Consider the following 15,993-nt stretch of genomic DNA (forward strand, 5'->3'; position numbering starts at 1 on the left):
GCTCAGGGGACCAGGGGGTTCGCGACCTCGAGCTCGCCGTGGTCGACGAGCCAACGCACGGCGTCCAGCACGGTCTCCTCGGCGGTGAACGCCGGGGCGTAGCCGAGCAGACGGGCAGCCTTCTCGGTGCTGAAGACCTGGCTGCGGGACAGGTGCTCCCAGCTGGCGTCCGCGTGCTCTGGAGCCGTGGTCTCGCGGAACCGGTCCCACGCGACGGGGTCGAGACGGGCCTCCTGGCCGAACCACGACGCTGCCAGGTGGGCGTACCCGCGCGCGGTGAGCGCCGTCGGAGCGGTGATGAAGAAGTCCTCGCCGGCCGCTGCGTCGCGGTGCTCGACCGCGAGCTGGAACGCCTGCGCGACGTCGTCGGCGTGCACGTGGGCCATCGTCTCGGCGCCGAGACCGGGGACCTCGAGCGGTTCGCCGGCGGACAGCTTCGTCAGCACCGAGGTGTCGAGGTTGCCGAGCGGACCGATCGGCGTCCAGCCCGGACCGCTGATGTGACCGGGGTGCAGCGACGTCGTGACCAAACCGCCTGATGCGGTTTCTTCCTGGAGCATCCGGGCGATGGCGTCCTTCTGCACGCCGTAGTCGCCGAACGGCGAGGTCGCGTTCTGCTCGGTGATCGGCAGCACGTGCGAGACACCGGCGCGCCAGATCGAGCCACAGTGCACCAGGTGCGTGCCAGTGCCGCGGAGTGCATCGACCAACGCGGCGGCCGAGGATTCCGTGAAGCAGACGAGGTCGACGACGGCGTCGGCGCCGAGCGCGGCGATGCGGCTGCCGAACGTGCGGTCGCGGTCCTCCTGCTCGCGGTCGGCGGTGACCCGCTCGACCTGCTCCCACTCCGGGGCGTCGGCGTACGGGATGCTCGTGCCGCGGCTGACGGCGGTGACCCGGTGGCCTGACCGGACGAGACGGGGGACCAGGAACGAGCCGATGTGGCCGGTGGCTCCGATGACGACGATGTGCATGGGGGCCACCGTAGGCCGAGGCGTGCGGATCGTGAGCAGGAACGGTCGGGTGCGGCGGCGCGACCCGACCTGCTCACGAAACGCGCAAGCGGCACGCTCAGTCGGCGGTGATGACCTTCACGGAGCCGGCGATGGTCGCGGCGTCCTCGGCGAGCGCGACGACGGGGTCGGGCAGGCCCGCGCCCCCGAGGAGCTTGCGCGCACCCCAGCCGACGAAGCTGCCGACGAGGGCGCCGACGCCACCGAGGATCGCACCCTCGATGCGCAGGTCGCGCTTGCCCGTGGTGCCGAGCGCGGCGCCGGCGAGGGCACCGGACGCGACGCGGCCGAGCAGCGCGGACGGGGCGATGCGGTTCGGGGTCTTCGGCAGCTTGTCGCCGATGAGCTCACCGACGGCGGAGGCCACGAGCAGCCCGCGACCGACCGGGGTGCTGAAGACCTTCCACTGCTGCCACGAACCCTTCAGCGAGGACCGGTCGTGGTTCAGTGCGAGGACGGCGAGCGGGGTGGCACTCCGGCCGCCGCTCAGGATGCCGAGGACCAGGGTGCGGACCAGGGTGTGCTGCTCGTGCTGCTTGCTCATCGTGACTCCTGTCGTGTTGCCCCCGACGGTACGCACGCTGACCTCGGGTGTTCCGAGCATCGAGACGCACGAGACGCACGAGACGCGCCGGGCGCCAGGCGCCATCGCCGGCGTTCCCCGGGCACGGAGCCGCCCCGAGTAGCGTCCGGCCCATGAGCAACATCATCGTCTTCGGCGGCCACGGCAAGGTCGCACTCCTCGCCACCCGCATCCTGTCCGAGCGCGGACACACGGTCACGTCCGTCATCCGGAACGCCGACCAGTCCGACGAGATCCGGGCACACGGCGGCGAGCCGCACCTCGCCGACATCCAGCAGCTGACCCTGGACGACTTCGCCGAGCTCGTCCGCGGGCACGACGCCGTGGTCTGGTCGGCCGGTGCCGGTGGCGGTTCCGTGGACCGCACGTGGGCCATCGACCGCGACGCCGCCGTCCTGTCGATCCAGGGCGCGAAGCAGGCCGGGGTCGACCGCTACGTGATGGTGTCGTTCTCGGGCTCGCAGCTCGACCACGGGATCCCGCAGGACCAGGACTTCTTCGCGTACGCGCAGTCCAAGATGATCGCCGACGCCGTGCTCCGCGACTCGGGGCTGCAGTGGACGATCGTCGCGCCGAGCACCCTGACCGACGACGAGCCGACCGGGTCCGTGGACTGGGACGGTTCGTCGACCCAGGTGCCGCGCGGCGACGTGGCGCACGTGCTCGCCGACGTCGTCGAGAACCCCGGCACGGCCGGCAACACCTTCCGCTTCAACACGGGGTCGACCCCGGTGGCGGATTTCCTGCGCGCCGACGCGGTCTGAGCGAGACCCACAGACGAACGGGGTCGCGGCGGTTCTCCGCCGCGACCCCGTCGCTGTCCCACGAGAGCGTCGAGCTCAGTAGAGCGTCGAGATGCCCGTCATGTCACCGCGGCCGAGCGTGCGCCCCTCGAGCTCGCAGTACCCGCCGGACGGCTCCATGACCTGACCGGTGCCGGTTGCGACGTGGTCGAGGCCGTACAGGTGGCCCCACTCGTGCGTCGCGACGACCTGGGTGTCGAAGCGTGCACCCGAGCAGGTGGCCGTCGAGCTCCACTTGAAGCCCGTGGCGTAGCGCTGGTCGGCTTCACGGGCGTTGCCGTTGCCGTCGAACCAGACGCAGGTCACGCCGAGCGTGCCGGTGGGCAGCTTGCCCCAGCCCATCACGTTGTAGCCGTTGTTCCGCGAGCAGCCGCCCTGGTCGGTGAGGTTGGGCTTCTGGGTCGCGAGGCGCAGGTAGTCGTTCTTGGCCGTCGACGTCACGGTGCGGTCGCAGGCCGAGATCGTGCCGATCCACGCGTTCGCTCCCTTGCGCAGGGCGTCCTTGGCGTACGTCGACTTCTGGTCGGTCTGGTTGTAGTACCACTTCACCGTGCTCGCCCAGCTGTAGCCGGACGGGGCCCACGCCGTGCTCGTGCACTTCGTGCTCGCGGCGGTCGCGGCGCTCGGGGCCGCCTGGGTCGTGGCGGTCGCGCTCTGGGCGCGCTCCTGCTCGACGGCGGGGGCCGAGCCGGTCCAGGCCTCGTCGACGCGGACGGCGACACCGGCCGAGCCGTTGTTCGCGATGAGGACGTCGGCGAGTTCGGCTGCGCCGGGCGCGGCCGAGCTGCTCGCCATGACGCTCTCACCCGGTGCGGGGAGCGCGAAGGTGCGGCCGTCGGGCGTGACGACGGTGCCGGACGTCGCCGTGCAGCCGGTCTCGAGCGTCTGCACCGAGAGCGTCCCGGGGGCACAGCTCGTGCCGGCCCCCGGGGTCGCCGCCTGGGCGGGTGCCGCGGTGATGGTGAGGCCTGCGAGGATCGCGACGATCGCCCCGGCGCTGAGTGCGTTCCTGACTGGACGCATGGTTCCCTTCCAGCGGCGGGCGACGTGCCCCCCGTTCCTGATCGGGGTCCATGCTCGCTGATGACCCCGCACCGGGTCCAGGACTGCGCTGCGAGGACACGCCCCCAGTCAGGGGCGCGTGTCCGGTCAGGGGCGCGTGCCCAGCCGCCGGGGGATGCTCAGGCCATCTGCGAGTAGAAGCGCTCCGGTGCGTCGGCGAGCGACGCCTTCACCATGCGGCTCCAGTCGTCGACCAGCACCTCGGCCGTGCCCTGCTCCACACCGTCCAGCGCCAAGCGTGCCACGTCGGTCGGGTCCGTCTTCGGGCCGTCGTAGTCGGCCATCATGTCGGTGTCGGCCGCGCCGAGGTGGAGGCCCTGCACGCTGATGCCGCGGTCGGCGAGCTCGAGCCGGACCGCGTTCGTCATGTTCCACTCGGCCGCCTTCGCCGCCGCGTACCCACCGGCACCGGGGGCCGCGAACCACGACAGCGCCGACAGCACGTTGACGATCGCGCCGCCGCCGTTCCGCTCGATGACCGGCGCGAAGGCGCGGATCATCGACAGGCTGCCCCAGAAGTGCGTGTCCATCGCCGCGCGCACGATGGTCAGGTCGTCGGTCACCAGGGACCCCTGCGTGGAGATGCCCGCGTTGTTGACGAGCAGCGTGACGTCACCCGCAGCGGCGGCCACGGCGTCGACCGATGCCTGGTCGGTGATGTCGAGGGGCAGCGCGATGACGCCCTCGACGTCGACGAGCTCGGGGCGGCGTGCGGTCGCGTAGACCTTGGTGGCCCCGCGCTCCAGCAGCTCCAGGGCGAAGCGGCGTCCGATGCCGCGGTTCGAGCCGGTGACGAGTGCGACCGATCCAGCGATGTCCATGGTGTCTCCTCCTGCCGCGCGGGTGTGTCCCACGGTGGCTCGGTTACGCTAAGACCTCACATCGATGTCAGGGGCAAGCCCGGATCGGAGCACACATGCGCATCGGGGACCTCGCGGCCGAGACGAACGTCAGCGTCCGCTCGCTGCGGTACTACGAGGAGCAGGGGCTGCTCACCGCGTCGCGCACCCCGAGCGGGCAACGGGTCTACGCCGACACCGCCGTCGAGCGCGTCCAGCTCGTGCAGCAGCTGTTCGCGGCCGGGCTCGCGAGCCGCACGATCGTGCAGCTGCTGCCGTGCGTCGACCGCGGCGAGTCGACACCGGAGTCGTTCGCCCTGCTCATCGCCGAGCGCGACCGGATCACCGCGCAGCTGGCCGAGCTCGAGGCGGCGAGGGGGCGACTCGACGAGGTCATCGCGATCACCGAGCACCCCACCGCCGAGCACTGCCCGGCGCTGCGCGAGCGACCTGCGGAGCCGGTCGCGGCCTGAGACGCGGGACGGGACGGACAGGAGGCACGGTGCGGGCCCGCCACGGGCCTCCCGTCCGCCCTCCGGCCCGTCCAGGGCCCCGCTCAGTCCGCCAGGAACCGCAGGACCGCGAGCACCCGCCGGTTCTCGTTCGGCGTCGCCTCGAGCCCGAGCTTCGTGAAGACGGCGGTGACGTGCTTCTCGACGGTCCCGCCGGACAGGAAGAGCGTGTCCGCGATCGCGGCGTTCGACCGGCCCTCGGCCATCAGGCGGAGCACGTCCGTCTCGCGGGCGGTCAGCGAGTCGAGCGGACCGCTCGTGGCACGCGGCGCCTGGACCAGCGCGGCCGCGACCTCCGGGTCGAGCACGACGTTGCCGGCGGCGACCTGGTGCAGCGAGTCGATGAAGGTACCGACCTCGGCGACCTGGTCCTTGAGCAGGTACCCGACCCCGACCGTCGCGACGTCGAGCAGGGCCCGCGCCCACTGGGCCTCGGCGTACTGCGAGAACAGGAGCACCCCGACGTCTGGCCGGACGTCCTTCACCCGCATCGCCGCGCGCACGCCCTCGTCGGTGTGCGTCGGCGGCATCCGGATGTCCATCACCACCACGTCGACCTCGCCGTGCGCGACGGCCGCCACCGCGGCGTCGCCGTCCGACACCGGCACGACCTCGTGCCCCCGACCGCGCAGCAGGGACGTCAGCCCCTCCCGCACGATCGTGTTGTCGTCGGCGACGACGATCCTCACCGTTCGGCTCCGCTCGGCATGCGCATCCGGACGCGGGTCGGGCCACCGGCTGGGCTGTCCACCTGCAGGTCGCCGTCGACGGCGCGCAGGCGTTCGAGCACCCCGGCCAGTCCGGTGCCGTGTCCGTCGGGCGTCCCGAGGGCGACGTGCGCGCCGCCGTGGCCGTCGTCCTCGACCTCGACGAGCAGGTCGGTGCCGAGCATGCCGACCCGGACGGCGGTGGCCGATGCGCCGGCGTGCTTCGACACGTTCGTCAGCAGCTCGAGCACGCCGAAGTAGGCGATCCCCTCCACCACGCGGGACGGCCGGACGGGCAGGTCCACGGACAGCGCGACGGGGAACGGCGTCCGGGAGCACGCCGAGGCCAGTGCGGCCTCGAGCCCCTCGTCGAGGACGGGCGGGTGGATCCCGCGGGCCAGGGCGCGGAGCTCGACCAGTGCCTCCTTGGTCGAGGCGTGCGCCCGGTCGACCAGTGCGGTGACCGCGTCCGGGTCGGTGCCGGTCTGCAGACGGTCACGGGCGTCGCCGAGGGTCATCGCGAGGCCGACGAGCCGGGCCTGCGTGCCGTCGTGCAGCTCGCGCTCGATGCGCCGCAGGGTGGTGTCGGCGTCGAGCACGGCGGCGTCGCGGGATGCCGTGACCTGGCGGAGCCGCAGGTCGCGGGCCGTGGCACCGAGCAGGGACCGGATGACGACCCGCTGCAGCGCCGCGAGCCCGTGGTTCACGGCCGGCCAGAGGAACAGCACGATGAGCAGGCCCAGCGCCGCGAACGCGACCTGCAGCGGCGGAGTGTCGACGAAGACGCCGAAGAACTGCGCGCCGTGGTGGAGCTCGCCGTCCGCACCTTCCTGGGCCGGCAGGAAGTGCCCCCACGCCGCGTGGGTGATGGCGCCCAGACCACTGACGAGCACCGCGGTCGAGACGGCGAACGTGGTGGTGGTCAGCACGAACCCGGCGAGCAGGTACGCGAACGCCCGCCAGGTCGGGCCGTCCGACAGCCGCGCGAACGCGGTGCCGAGCGGCGTCGACGCACGCCGGGGCGGTGCTGGAGCGACGACGGTCTGCCCGAGCAGCGCGGCCGACATCCGGCGGGTGATCGCGGCGAACCAGTTCGACCCGCCGAGCAGGAACGCGGCGACGACCAGGCCGACCCAGGTCAGCGACACCGGGATGCCGACGGCCAGCACGACGACGAACCAGGCCAGCGCCCCGATCGCGATCGGCAGGTGCGCCACGTGGAACGCGTACGCCCGCCAGGTGCTGGCGTCGGCGACGGCGCGGAACGGTCGGAACCGGGGGACGGTGGTGGGTTCGCCCGGGGTGGCGACGGCGGTGTACATGCGGACCTCTTCGTGTCGGTGACGAGCTTATTGCCCGACACCAGCCTCGCCGCGGGGGTCGTCCCGCACACCGGTGCTGGCCCCCGTGGTCGGTGGGGAAAGCCCGCGATCGTCGTCAGCCGGGTCCGGTCAGGCGCCCGTCTGCTCGGTCGGCGCCGCCACGGGCTTCGACTGGCTCGACCCACGCTGCCGCAGGGACACGGTGGCGATGACCATCACCGAGATGACGAGGAACTCCGACTGCCAGTTCTGCATCGACTCGAACCAGAACTGGCTCGTCCCCAGGTAGCCCCACGCCGAGATCACACTGCCGCCGTGCTCGAGCTGCTCCTCGTTGTAGGCCGCAGCGCCACCGATCACGTGCCCCACGACACTGGCGAGGAACAGCACGGCGAACAGGATCAGCAGCGAGTTCTCGTACAGCACGAGCACGATCCCGCCCCGACGGACCGGCCACGGAGCTCGCGGGTCGTCGGCGTGCTCCCGGGGGTCCTCGTCCTGCGGGCTCTCCTCGTCCAGGGGCTCGGACTCGCTCGAGCCCTTCTGGAACAGGAACACCGTGAACACGATGTACGCGCCCATCTGCAGGAACTCGCTCTCCCAGTTCTCGAACGTGGCCTCGGCGAACTCCCCGCTCGACAGGAACCCCCAGAGCGACTCGACGGCCTGGCCGTGCTGGAGCGCTTCCTCGACCGAGACCCGCCACCCGGCGAACACCATGCCGACGAAGCACACGAGGAAGACGGCGACGTTCGCGATGAGCAGGCCGTGCCGTCGCACGCGCTGCCATCCGCTCGGTCCGTTGTGCAGGGCGAGGGTCACCCGGTCCTCCGTTCGTCGTGTGCCGCCATCCTCGTCCGGGCGCTACGAACGCCTTCGCAGGAGTGTCCTGGCCGGATCGCGCTGGTGCCGCAGCCGGTTCCGGACACCTTCCGCATCCCGGCTGTCCGACTTTCGCCGTGGGCCCGCGCTCGTCCGTGACCGCGGCGGAGCGCGACCTACCGTCGTCCCCAGCCCGATCGACCGGGTCGCCGGCAGCGGCGAGGACACAGAGAGGAATGGGCACCATGACCACGTTCACCACCACAGAGTCCGGACTCGAGCCGAGGCACGCCCGGACCGCCGTGGCACGCCGGGCGCGCTGCGTCTCCGAGCGCAGCCCGTTCACCGAGGTCCGCGAGCAGGCCCGGACGCGCGCCCTGATGGTCGCCGCGACCACGACCGGCATCGTCTCCGTCACAGCCGCCGCCTCCGCGGCCGTCGTCGTGATCGGCCTCGGCGCATGAGCGCGGCGAGCCGTCACGTCCCGGGTGACCCGTTCCTCGACGTGCTCCGCGGCCGACCGGGTGAGTGGCACCGGCGGGGGATGACACCGCCGTCCGAACTCGACGCGATCGTCGAACGGCGGTTGGCCGGCGTCGTACGGGGCGTACCGGCGGACCCCACGTACGCGGACTTCTTCGTCACCGCGTGAGCACGACGACCGCGGTGGTCGAGCAGCTGCCCGCCCCGTCCGTGCGGCAGCTCGTCGCGGAGTCCGTCCGGTCCCGGCACCGGGAGTGGATGCAGGGGCTCCTGGCGCGGGAAGCCGAGTTCGTGGACCCCCGCGACCGGGTGCTGGCCGTGTTCGACCACCTCGAGCGCGAGGGCACGAGCGGTCGGCCCCACTGCGACGACGACAGCGATCCGGACCTCGTGCAGGAACACCTCCGGCAGGTCGAGGCCCACATCGCGGAACGCTGTGCCGACGCCGCGCTGCCGGTGCACCTCGGCCAGGCGCTGACGCTCCTGGTCCAGGGTGCCCGGGTCGGAGCAGCGGTCCACCGGTCCGCGCAGCCGGCCAGGACGGCCCGCACGGCAGCGGCCATGCTGCTCGCGGTGTACGAGGGCGAAGCGCTCTTCTGACCCGTTCTGGACAATGGTGCGCCGTGCTCGAACGGCGGTGTGAAACTACTGCTCGAGCGACCATGGACGACCACACCGAGCAACCTGAGCGGCCCGACCGCATCCGCGTCGACGAACGCGGAACCGACCTCGCGGCGGCGAAGCAGACGCTCGCGACGGCGTACGACGGCATCGCGTGGCACGCCGACACCACGGGTGACGACTTCGACTACCGCTACACGGCGGCCGGCGACGGGACGATGACGCTCCGAGCCGTGCACTTCGGCGGACGTCTGACCGGAGAGATGCCCGCCGGCGACGACTTCGTCGTGCAGTGGATCACCCGCGGGCTCGGCATCCTGGGCGACGGCGGGAGCGCCATCCACCTCGTGCCGGGTCGGCCGCAGATGTGGCCGAACGAGGCGTTCACGTTCCGCTTCGAGGACTACGACCAACGGCTCGTCCAGGTCAACCGTGCCGCCGTCGAGGCGGTCGCCGCCGAGCGTGGGCTGTCGCTCCGCCGCTTCGACCACACCGCCCAGATCGACGACGACGCGGTGCGACAGTGGCGACAGACGGTCCAGCTCATCTCGTCGACGACGCTGGACCGGCAGGCGTCCCCGCTCCTGCAGGCCGAGATGTGCCGGCTGGCCGCTGTCTCCCTGCTCGAGCTCTACCCCCGCGCCACCGCCGACCTGCCGCCCGGGCTCCTGCTGCCGCAGCACCGTCGGATCCGCCAGGCCGTCGAGTACGTCCACGAGCACGCGCACCTGCCGATCACGAGCACCGACCTGGCCCAGATGGCGCACCTCAGCCTCCGCGCACTGCAGGCCGCGTTCCAGCGGCTGCTCGGCATGTCCCCGAACGCCTACATCCGCTCGGTGCGCCTCGACCGCATCCGCACCGAGCTGCTGGCGTCCGACCCGGCCACCACCAACGTCGCCGACGTCGCCCGCGCCTGGGGCTTCGCGCACGCCGGCCGCTTCTCCGGGGCGTACGCGGAACAGCACGGCGAGTACCCCAGCGAGACGCTCCGCCGCTCCTGACGGCGGTGCGCGCGACTCAGAGCGTGACGCCGGTGGCCGTCGCCAGCGCGTCGAGCAGTTCGGTGCGGAACCTCTGGTCGGCGACCGCCGGGTGCGGCTCCTGCCGCTCCCCGTGGAACCAGTAACCACACGTCGCGGTTTGGTCCGGGTCGGTCGCGAGTGTCTCCTGCGTGCGGTGTCCGAGCTCGAAGTCGTCCGGAGCGCCGGCCCCGCCCATCTTGGTCGCCACCCAGCCCGGGTCGACGGCGTTGCTCAGCACGCCCGGGCGTCGGAGCGGCACCTCGGCGGCGAGCGCCGTCACGAACAGCTTCGTGTCGGAGTACGAGTTCGTCTCCGAAGCGCCGGTCCAGTCGACGGTGTCAAGGCGCGGACGGCCGCCCCGGTGCATCCCGCTGCTCAGGTACACGTGCCGCTCCGGCGAGCGGAGCAACGCAGTGAACAGGTACGGCGCCACGACGTTCACGGGCACCAGGGAACGGCCGGAGATCACGCCGGCGTTGTGCACGACGGCGTCGAGCGGGGTGCCAGCGTCGAGTTCCCGGGCGGTGGCGATCACGGCGTCGCGGTCCGCCAGGTCGGCGACGACGAGTTCGGCGCCCCGCTCCACCAGGTCGGCGACCGCCTCGGCGCGGGCCGGGTTGCGCGCGTGGACGACGACGTCGTGTCCGCTGCGGAGCAGCGAGTCGGCGGTTCCCCGCCCGAGGCCGTCGGTGGATCCGGTGACGAGGATGCGTGCCATCCGCCCATCATGCGCCCGACCGCTGCGGCGGGTCCGGCAGGGGGACCGGCAACGGGCGGACGGGAGGCGCGGTGCGGGCCCGCCACGAGCCTCCCGGCTGTTCACGGCCCGGCCACAGGGCCGCGGTACGGTCGCTGCATGAGCAGCTTCCTCGAGCCGATCAACGCCGTCGGCGTCGGTGACGCGACGATCGTGCCGGACGCCACACGGCCGGTCGCGGCGGTCGTCACGGGCGACGACGTGCGGTGGGTGACGTGGCCGGACGCCCCGTTGCCGGACGGTGCGGTCGACGAGGTCCGGGTCTTCGCGACCGACGAGGGCGCTTGGGTGGTCTACGTGTCGCGCGAGGACGCTGAAGGCGACCTCGACACAGAGTCGCGGACGGCCGTGCACGTCACGCCGACCGGGGTGACGTGCGCGGTCGACCTCGGGGATCGACGGGTGCTTGGGGCGGACGTCGAGGGGCTGTGGATCGGCGACCCACGTGACGCGTCGATGTGGATGGGTGAGGACGAGGACGAGGGCCTCGGGGATCCGGAGGACGACGAGGCAGTCGAGGACGACGAGGACTCGGACGACCCGCTCGACGGCGTCGACCCGGAGACCCTGCCGTGGGCGCCGTCGGAGCCGTTCTGGCCGTCGCCGGAGGAGTGGGCGGCGACGCTGGCGGCCGGCGACGAGCCGGAGGACGACGACCCCGAGCTGCTGGACGACGATGACGACGATGGGCCCCGGTACTGGAGCGTCAGCTTCGGCGGCGTCGAGGGCGGCTTCGTCCCGCCGCCTGAACCGCAGGCGGAACCCGCTCCGCCCCTGCAGACCCCGTCGACTGAACTGGTGCTCGTCCGCAACGACGGCAGCCGGACGACGATCGCCGTCGACCACCTGGTCGAGGACGTCCGCCGCTCGGGCTCGGTGCTCACCATCCGGTACGCACCAACCGGTCCGCGACGGGACCCCGACGCGTCCGTGTTCCGGAGCGTCGTCTACGTCTCCCGCGAGGTCGACCTCGACGTGACCGGCGGCCTGCCCGCCTCCGTGACCACGGAGGACCTGCCGTCCCGCCCCGCGAGCGACGAGGACGAGACGTCGTGGGAGGACGAACGGGAGCGCCTGGAAGCAGCCCTCGCTCCGTGGACGGAGCGGTTCGACCTGACCGACGTCGAGGGCGCGCACTGGCCGCTGCACGACCTGGACGCTGCCGCACGGGAGCGCGCGGTCGCAGACCTCGTGGCCGTGTTCGAAGCCCTCGACCAGCCCGGCATCCTGTGGACCCGCGACCACCCCGAGCCCCGCCGGTCGGCGAGCGACTACCGGGCGGTCGAGGTCACCGTCGAGGGGGAGTGGCCGGCGACCGAGCTCGTGGTGTCGTTCGAGCACCGCGCCGTGCCGTACCTGCGGCTCCGCCGGCGCTACCGGGTGTTCGACGACACCGGGCACGTGGAGGACTGGACGTACGTCACGGTGCACCTGGAGGAGGAGATCGCCACCGGGCACATCGCCGACCGGTCGGACGCGGTGGACGGGGTGCTCGACATCTGACGGGCTCGCCCTGCCGGGCCGTCGGTCAGGGCGTCTCGCGGGCGAGCTCGGGGTAGAGCACCTCGATCGGTGCTCCCAGGTTCGCTTTCACGTGCGCGCTCAGGTCGTCTGCGATGACCTCGTACTCGTCCTGCTCAACGCCGTCCAGCACCATCTCCGCGACGGCTGCCGGGGACGTCTTCGCGGCGTCGGTGTGCGCAGCCATCCGCGTGTCCACGTACCCGACGTGCACGCCCGTCACGAGCACCCCAGCCGGCGCGAGTTCGAGGCGGATGGCGTTGGTGGCAGCCCAGAGTGCCGCTTTCGACGCACTGTAGGAGCCGCCGTACGCCAGCCAGCTGGCGACGGAGTGGATGGTGACGAGTGCTGTGCCGCGGGCCGCGACCAGGAGCGGTGCGAACGCCTGTGCGACCTGGACCGGTGCGAAGAAGTTGCTCTCCATCACCTGCCGCAGGTCCCGCTCGTCCAGGTCGAGCATGCTCGCCGTCGGCGGGAGGACGCCCGCGTTGTTGATCACGACGGTGACGTCCTGGGCTGCGGCGACGGCGGCCGCGATCGAGGAACGATCGGTGACGTCGAGCCGCAGCGGCACGATGCGAGGGTCGTCCCAGTCGCGGGGTGTGCGTGCGGTCGCGTAGACCTTGGCGGCGCCGCGTTCGAGCGCGACACGGACGAGTTCGGTGCCGATCCCGCCGTTCGCTCCGGTGACCAGGACGACGGCGTCGTTGAGGGAGGGCATGGGGTCTGCTTCCTGTCGAGTGGGGAGGACGATGATCAGCGGGCGGACGGCAACAGCGGGCGGAGTGCGCGGGCGAGCACGCGGTCGAGGGCACGGTCCGGGAGGATCCGGGCCAGACGGGTGAGGAGCGCCGCGTCACGCCCGATCGTGTACCGGGTCTTCGGGCGCGGGTGGGTCGCAGCAGTCACGATGGTCTCCGCCGCGACGGCAGCGGTGACCCCGTCGCGCAGGAAGGTGTCCGACTGGGCGAGGATCGCGTGGATCAGCCCGCCGTACCGACGCTGCTGGTCCGGAGTCATCGCGTCGGCCAGGCGCCGCGCGGTCGTGCCACCGCGCCCCACCATCTCGGTCTTGACTGCTCCGGGCTCCACGATCACGACTCCGACGCCGTCTGCCGCGAGCTCTCGGCGGAGTGCATCGCTGACGGCCTCGAGTGCGAACTTCGACCCGGAGTACGCGCCGTAGGTCGGCTGGGCCAAGCGACCTCCGAGGGAGCTCATCATGACGACACGACCACGACTCCGGAGCAGCGCGGGCAGCAGGGCCTGCGTCACGGCGATGTGGCCGAAGAAGTTCACGTCGAACTGGCGCCGCCACTCGTCCATGGGGAGCACCTCGACCGGCGCGTTCACCGCGATGCCCGCGTTGTTGACCACGGCTGCCAGCGGGTGACCGTCCGCGTCGACCACGGCGGCGAGTTCCGCGATCTGCGCGGGGTCGGTGATGTCGAGGATGACGGGGCGCACGGTCGCGGACTGCAGGGCGTGGCCGTCCTCGGGCCGTCGGACACCGGCGAGCACACGGTGGCCCCGGGCAGCGAGCGCACGGACGGTCGCTGCACCCATGCCGGTCGAGGCTCCGGTCACGACGAAGAGCGAACCAGTTTCAGTTGACGTTGTCATCTGGGTAACGTAGCACTTCGGATGACATTGTCAACTGTATGATCGTGGGATGGTCAGCCGAGCAGAATCCGCTGCGATCACGCGCCGTTCGCTCCTCGACGCCGCCAGGTCGCTGCTCGACGAGGGCGGGCCGCAGCGTGTCACCCTCCGCGAAGTGGGGAACCGAGCCCAGGTGTCCCGTGGTGCCGCGTACCGGCACTTCGCGGACAAGGAGAGCCTGCTCGCCGCGGTCGGCGCCGAGAGCTGGGACCGCATCGCCGAGGAGCTCGCACAGATCGGGGCGGGGGGACACCGGTCGTCCGAGGCCATCCTCCGGGCGGCACTCGAGGCCTTGATGACGGTGGCGAAGGACGAGCCGGAGGTCTACCGGATGATGTTCACCCTGCCGGCCAACGACCCGGACGAAGCCATCGCCGCTGCAGCGCGGGCCCAGGCCGAGTTCCTGGCCATCGTGGGTGACGTGGTCGGCACCGAGCGAGCACACCTCTACGGCGCGATGCTGCTCACGAGTGCGCACGGGATCGCCAGCATGGACGCGAGTGGACACTTGTCACCGCAGATGTGGCAGACGACGCCGGACGAGGTGGTCGCCGCGCTGGTCCAGCTCGTCGCAGAACGGCCCTGAACCGGGCGGCACCGGGCTCACCGGGCTCACCGGACTCACCGGACTCACCGGACTCACCCCCGAGCGCAGTGCTCACCGTGCTGCACGCCCACTCGTTCGCAGCGCGGGCCCGAGGACCGCGGTGGTCTGGGCACTGAGGTCCTGCAGCAGCTCCTCGGTCGTCAATGCCTGGTGGACGGTGGCGGTGAGCCCGATGTGCAGCACGGCGGTGACCACCCGGGCGAGCACCGGGGCGTCGACGGTCGTGACCCGGGCGTGCCGCTCGAGCACCGCGGCCACCCCGTCCTCGAGACGCTGGGCCAGGGCGAGTCCGCGGTGCCGGTTCGGTTCTGCCGGATCGCCGAACACCAGCTCGTGCAGGTAGGTCCGGCCGTTCTCGGGGTGCTCCCGGACACAGCGCACCACCGGTCCGAGCAGCGCGAGCACGACCGGCACGGCATCGGCATCGTCGGGGGCGGCCGCGACCGCCACGAGACCGTCGTCGATCGCCGCTGCGAACCGCTCGTTCTGCACCATGATCAACAGCTCGGCCTTGGTCGCCGCGTACCGGAACAGGGTGCCGACGGCGACGTCCGCCCGGTCGGCGATCTGCTGCGTGGTGACACCGCTGACGCCCCGCTCCAGGAACAGGGTGCGTGCGGCGTCGAGGATGCGCCGGGTCTTGTCCTGCCGTCCGCGTTCCCGCCGACCGAGGGTGGAATCCATCGCGCTCCTTGACAACGTTACTGAGTGTGCTCATTATTGAGCATACTCGGATAACCCGAGGCGCACCACACGAGACGAGGACGGCGATGGACGACGAACCGCACACCGAGCGCACCAGGTCGACGACGACCCGCGCGATCGGCGTCCCGGGCGGGACCGTCCTGGCCCGCACGCTCGGCAGCACCACCGCGGGCACCCCGCTCGTCGTCCTGACGCACCTCGCCGCCAACCTCGACAGCTTCGACCCCGAGCTCGTCCAGCCGCTCGCCGAGCACGGCGGCGTGGTCCTGCTCGGCTACCGCGGAGTCGGCGGCGCCGGAGGACGCGCCCGCGACTCGATCGAGGAGATGGCCACCGATGCCCTCGCAGCGATCCGGGCACTCGGTCTCGACCGGATCGACCTGTTCGGGTTGTCGATGGGCGGGATGGTCGCGCAGGAGATCGTCGAGCGCGCCCCCGGCCTCGTGGAGCACCTCGTGCTGGCCGGATCAGGACCGGCTGGCGGGCCCGGTCTCGCACACATGACAGGTGTCGTCGTCCGCACGATCCTGCGGGGACTCGTCACCGCCACCGATCCCACGACCCTGCTGTTCTTCACCAGGACACCGACCGGACGCCGTGCCGCAGCCGCCTACCGGGCACGACTCGCCCGTCCGCGTGCGGACCGAGACCGTGCGATCAGCCCAGCCGTGTTCCGGGCACAACTCCGCGCGGTCCGCCGGTGGGGCGATCGGCCCCTCGTGCCGACGCCGTCCGGGTTCACCAGGCCCGCGTTGCTCGTGCACGGCGACTCCGACCGGATGGTCCCGGTCACCAACGTCGACGTCCTGCGCGATCGGTTCCCACACGCCTCGGTGCGGATCGTCCCCGATGCCGGGCACGGCGTCGTCTCCCAGGACCGGACGGCCGTCGTCGACGCGGTCCGCGACCTGCTCGGCCAGTAGCCCCCCGTCCCCCAGACCCCCAGACC

General features: G+C 72.0%; 20 protein-coding genes. 9 read left to right on the forward strand and 11 right to left on the reverse strand.

Annotation, left to right across the window (positions count from 1 at the left end; translation table 11 throughout):
* Positions 1–2 precede the first annotated feature (2 nt).
* Both KK097_RS01480 and KK097_RS01485 read right to left on the reverse strand, forming a co-directional pair.
* Positions 3–974 (reverse strand): NAD-dependent epimerase/dehydratase family protein, encoded by a 972-nt coding sequence (locus KK097_RS01480; protein WP_214543456.1) that lies wholly within the window; start codon positions 972–974, stop codon positions 3–5.
* A 97-nt stretch (positions 975–1,071) separates the two neighbouring features.
* On the reverse strand, positions 1,072–1,557 hold the full coding sequence (locus KK097_RS01485; protein WP_214530655.1) for a DUF4126 family protein: 486 nt from the start codon (positions 1,555–1,557) through the stop codon (positions 1,072–1,074).
* 152 nt (positions 1,558–1,709) lie between these two features.
* Here KK097_RS01485 and KK097_RS01490 point away from each other — a divergent pair, with 152 nt between their 5' ends.
* Positions 1,710–2,360, forward strand: a complete 651-nt coding sequence (locus KK097_RS01490) for an SDR family oxidoreductase (RefSeq protein WP_214543457.1) — start codon at positions 1,710–1,712, stop codon at positions 2,358–2,360.
* Between the two features lie 75 nt (positions 2,361–2,435).
* On the opposite strand, the gene KK097_RS01495 is transcribed toward KK097_RS01490, so the two are convergent.
* Positions 2,436–3,422, reverse strand: a complete 987-nt coding sequence (locus KK097_RS01495) for a matrixin family metalloprotease (RefSeq protein ID WP_214530657.1) — start codon at positions 3,420–3,422, stop codon at positions 2,436–2,438.
* A 158-nt stretch (positions 3,423–3,580) separates the two neighbouring features.
* Positions 3,581–4,282, reverse strand: a complete 702-nt coding sequence (locus KK097_RS01500) for an SDR family oxidoreductase (protein ID WP_214543458.1) — start codon at positions 4,280–4,282, stop codon at positions 3,581–3,583.
* A 95-nt stretch (positions 4,283–4,377) separates the two neighbouring features.
* Here KK097_RS01500 and KK097_RS01505 point away from each other — a divergent pair, with 95 nt between their 5' ends.
* Positions 4,378–4,773 (forward strand): MerR family transcriptional regulator, encoded by a 396-nt coding sequence (locus tag KK097_RS01505; protein ID WP_214543459.1) that lies wholly within the window; start codon positions 4,378–4,380, stop codon positions 4,771–4,773.
* Between the two features lie 83 nt (positions 4,774–4,856).
* On the opposite strand, the gene KK097_RS01510 is transcribed toward KK097_RS01505, so the two are convergent.
* The 3 genes from KK097_RS01510 to KK097_RS01520 all read right to left on the reverse strand — a co-directional run bounded on the left by KK097_RS01510 (position 4,857) and on the right by KK097_RS01520 (position 7,663).
* Positions 4,857–5,501 (reverse strand): response regulator transcription factor, encoded by a 645-nt coding sequence (locus KK097_RS01510; RefSeq protein ID WP_214543460.1) that lies wholly within the window; start codon positions 5,499–5,501, stop codon positions 4,857–4,859.
* Complete coding sequence (locus tag KK097_RS01515) at positions 5,498–6,841, reverse strand: sensor histidine kinase (RefSeq protein ID WP_214543461.1); 1,344 nt, start codon at positions 6,839–6,841, stop codon at positions 5,498–5,500. The genes KK097_RS01510 and KK097_RS01515 overlap by 4 nt, the downstream gene beginning before the upstream one ends.
* A 129-nt stretch (positions 6,842–6,970) precedes the next feature.
* A complete protein-coding gene (locus KK097_RS01520; protein WP_307858398.1) occupies positions 6,971–7,663 on the reverse strand; it encodes a DUF6766 family protein in 693 nt (230 codons plus the stop codon).
* A gap of 245 nt (positions 7,664–7,908) precedes the next feature.
* Between KK097_RS01520 and KK097_RS01525 the strand changes: the two genes are divergently transcribed.
* The 4 genes from KK097_RS01525 (at position 7,909) to KK097_RS01540 (ending at position 9,771) form a co-directional block, all read left to right on the forward strand.
* Positions 7,909–8,127 (forward strand): hypothetical protein, encoded by a 219-nt coding sequence (locus KK097_RS01525; RefSeq protein WP_214543462.1) that lies wholly within the window; start codon positions 7,909–7,911, stop codon positions 8,125–8,127.
* Positions 8,124–8,315: a hypothetical protein gene (locus KK097_RS01530; protein WP_214543463.1), complete on the forward strand. Its 192-nt coding sequence runs from the start codon at positions 8,124–8,126 to the stop codon at positions 8,313–8,315. Before KK097_RS01525 ends, KK097_RS01530 begins: the two co-directional genes overlap by 4 nt.
* Positions 8,312–8,746: an F-actin-capping protein subunit alpha gene (locus KK097_RS01535; protein ID WP_214543464.1), complete on the forward strand. Its 435-nt coding sequence runs from the start codon at positions 8,312–8,314 to the stop codon at positions 8,744–8,746. Before KK097_RS01530 ends, KK097_RS01535 begins: the two co-directional genes overlap by 4 nt.
* 62 nt (positions 8,747–8,808) lie before the next feature.
* Positions 8,809–9,771, forward strand: coding sequence for an AraC family transcriptional regulator (locus KK097_RS01540; protein WP_214543465.1), 963 nt, complete (start codon positions 8,809–8,811; stop codon positions 9,769–9,771).
* 16 nt (positions 9,772–9,787) lie between these two features.
* Here the strand turns inward: KK097_RS01540 and KK097_RS01545 are convergent, their stop codons facing one another.
* Positions 9,788–10,510, reverse strand: coding sequence for an SDR family NAD(P)-dependent oxidoreductase (locus KK097_RS01545; RefSeq protein ID WP_214543466.1), 723 nt, complete (start codon positions 10,508–10,510; stop codon positions 9,788–9,790).
* Between the two features lie 138 nt (positions 10,511–10,648).
* Between KK097_RS01545 and KK097_RS01550 the strand changes: the two genes are divergently transcribed.
* Positions 10,649–12,052, forward strand: coding sequence for a hypothetical protein (locus KK097_RS01550; protein ID WP_214543467.1), 1,404 nt, complete (start codon positions 10,649–10,651; stop codon positions 12,050–12,052).
* Between the two features lie 25 nt (positions 12,053–12,077).
* Here KK097_RS01550 and KK097_RS01555 read toward each other — a convergent pair whose 3' ends face one another.
* On the reverse strand, positions 12,078–12,791 hold the full coding sequence (locus KK097_RS01555) for an SDR family oxidoreductase (RefSeq protein ID WP_214543468.1): 714 nt from the start codon (positions 12,789–12,791) through the stop codon (positions 12,078–12,080).
* A gap of 35 nt (positions 12,792–12,826) precedes the next feature.
* Complete coding sequence (locus tag KK097_RS01560) at positions 12,827–13,693, reverse strand: SDR family oxidoreductase (protein WP_181433254.1); 867 nt, start codon at positions 13,691–13,693, stop codon at positions 12,827–12,829.
* 49 nt (positions 13,694–13,742) lie between these two features.
* Between KK097_RS01560 and KK097_RS01565 the strand changes: the two genes are divergently transcribed.
* Entirely contained in the window at positions 13,743–14,318 is a 576-nt protein-coding gene (locus KK097_RS01565; protein WP_214543469.1) for a TetR/AcrR family transcriptional regulator, read from the forward strand.
* Positions 14,319–14,390: 72 nt separating this feature from the next.
* Here the strand turns inward: KK097_RS01565 and KK097_RS01570 are convergent, their stop codons facing one another.
* A complete protein-coding gene (locus tag KK097_RS01570) occupies positions 14,391–15,023 on the reverse strand; it encodes a TetR/AcrR family transcriptional regulator (protein ID WP_214543470.1) in 633 nt (210 codons plus the stop codon).
* An 86-nt stretch (positions 15,024–15,109) separates the two neighbouring features.
* Here KK097_RS01570 and KK097_RS01575 point away from each other — a divergent pair, with 86 nt between their 5' ends.
* Positions 15,110–15,967, forward strand: a complete 858-nt coding sequence (locus KK097_RS01575; protein ID WP_214543471.1) for an alpha/beta fold hydrolase — start codon at positions 15,110–15,112, stop codon at positions 15,965–15,967.
* Positions 15,968–15,993 lie beyond the last annotated feature (26 nt).

This window comes from Curtobacterium flaccumfaciens, from assembly GCF_018598405.1.
GTDB lineage: Bacteria > Actinomycetota > Actinomycetes > Actinomycetales > Microbacteriaceae > Curtobacterium > Curtobacterium aurantiacum.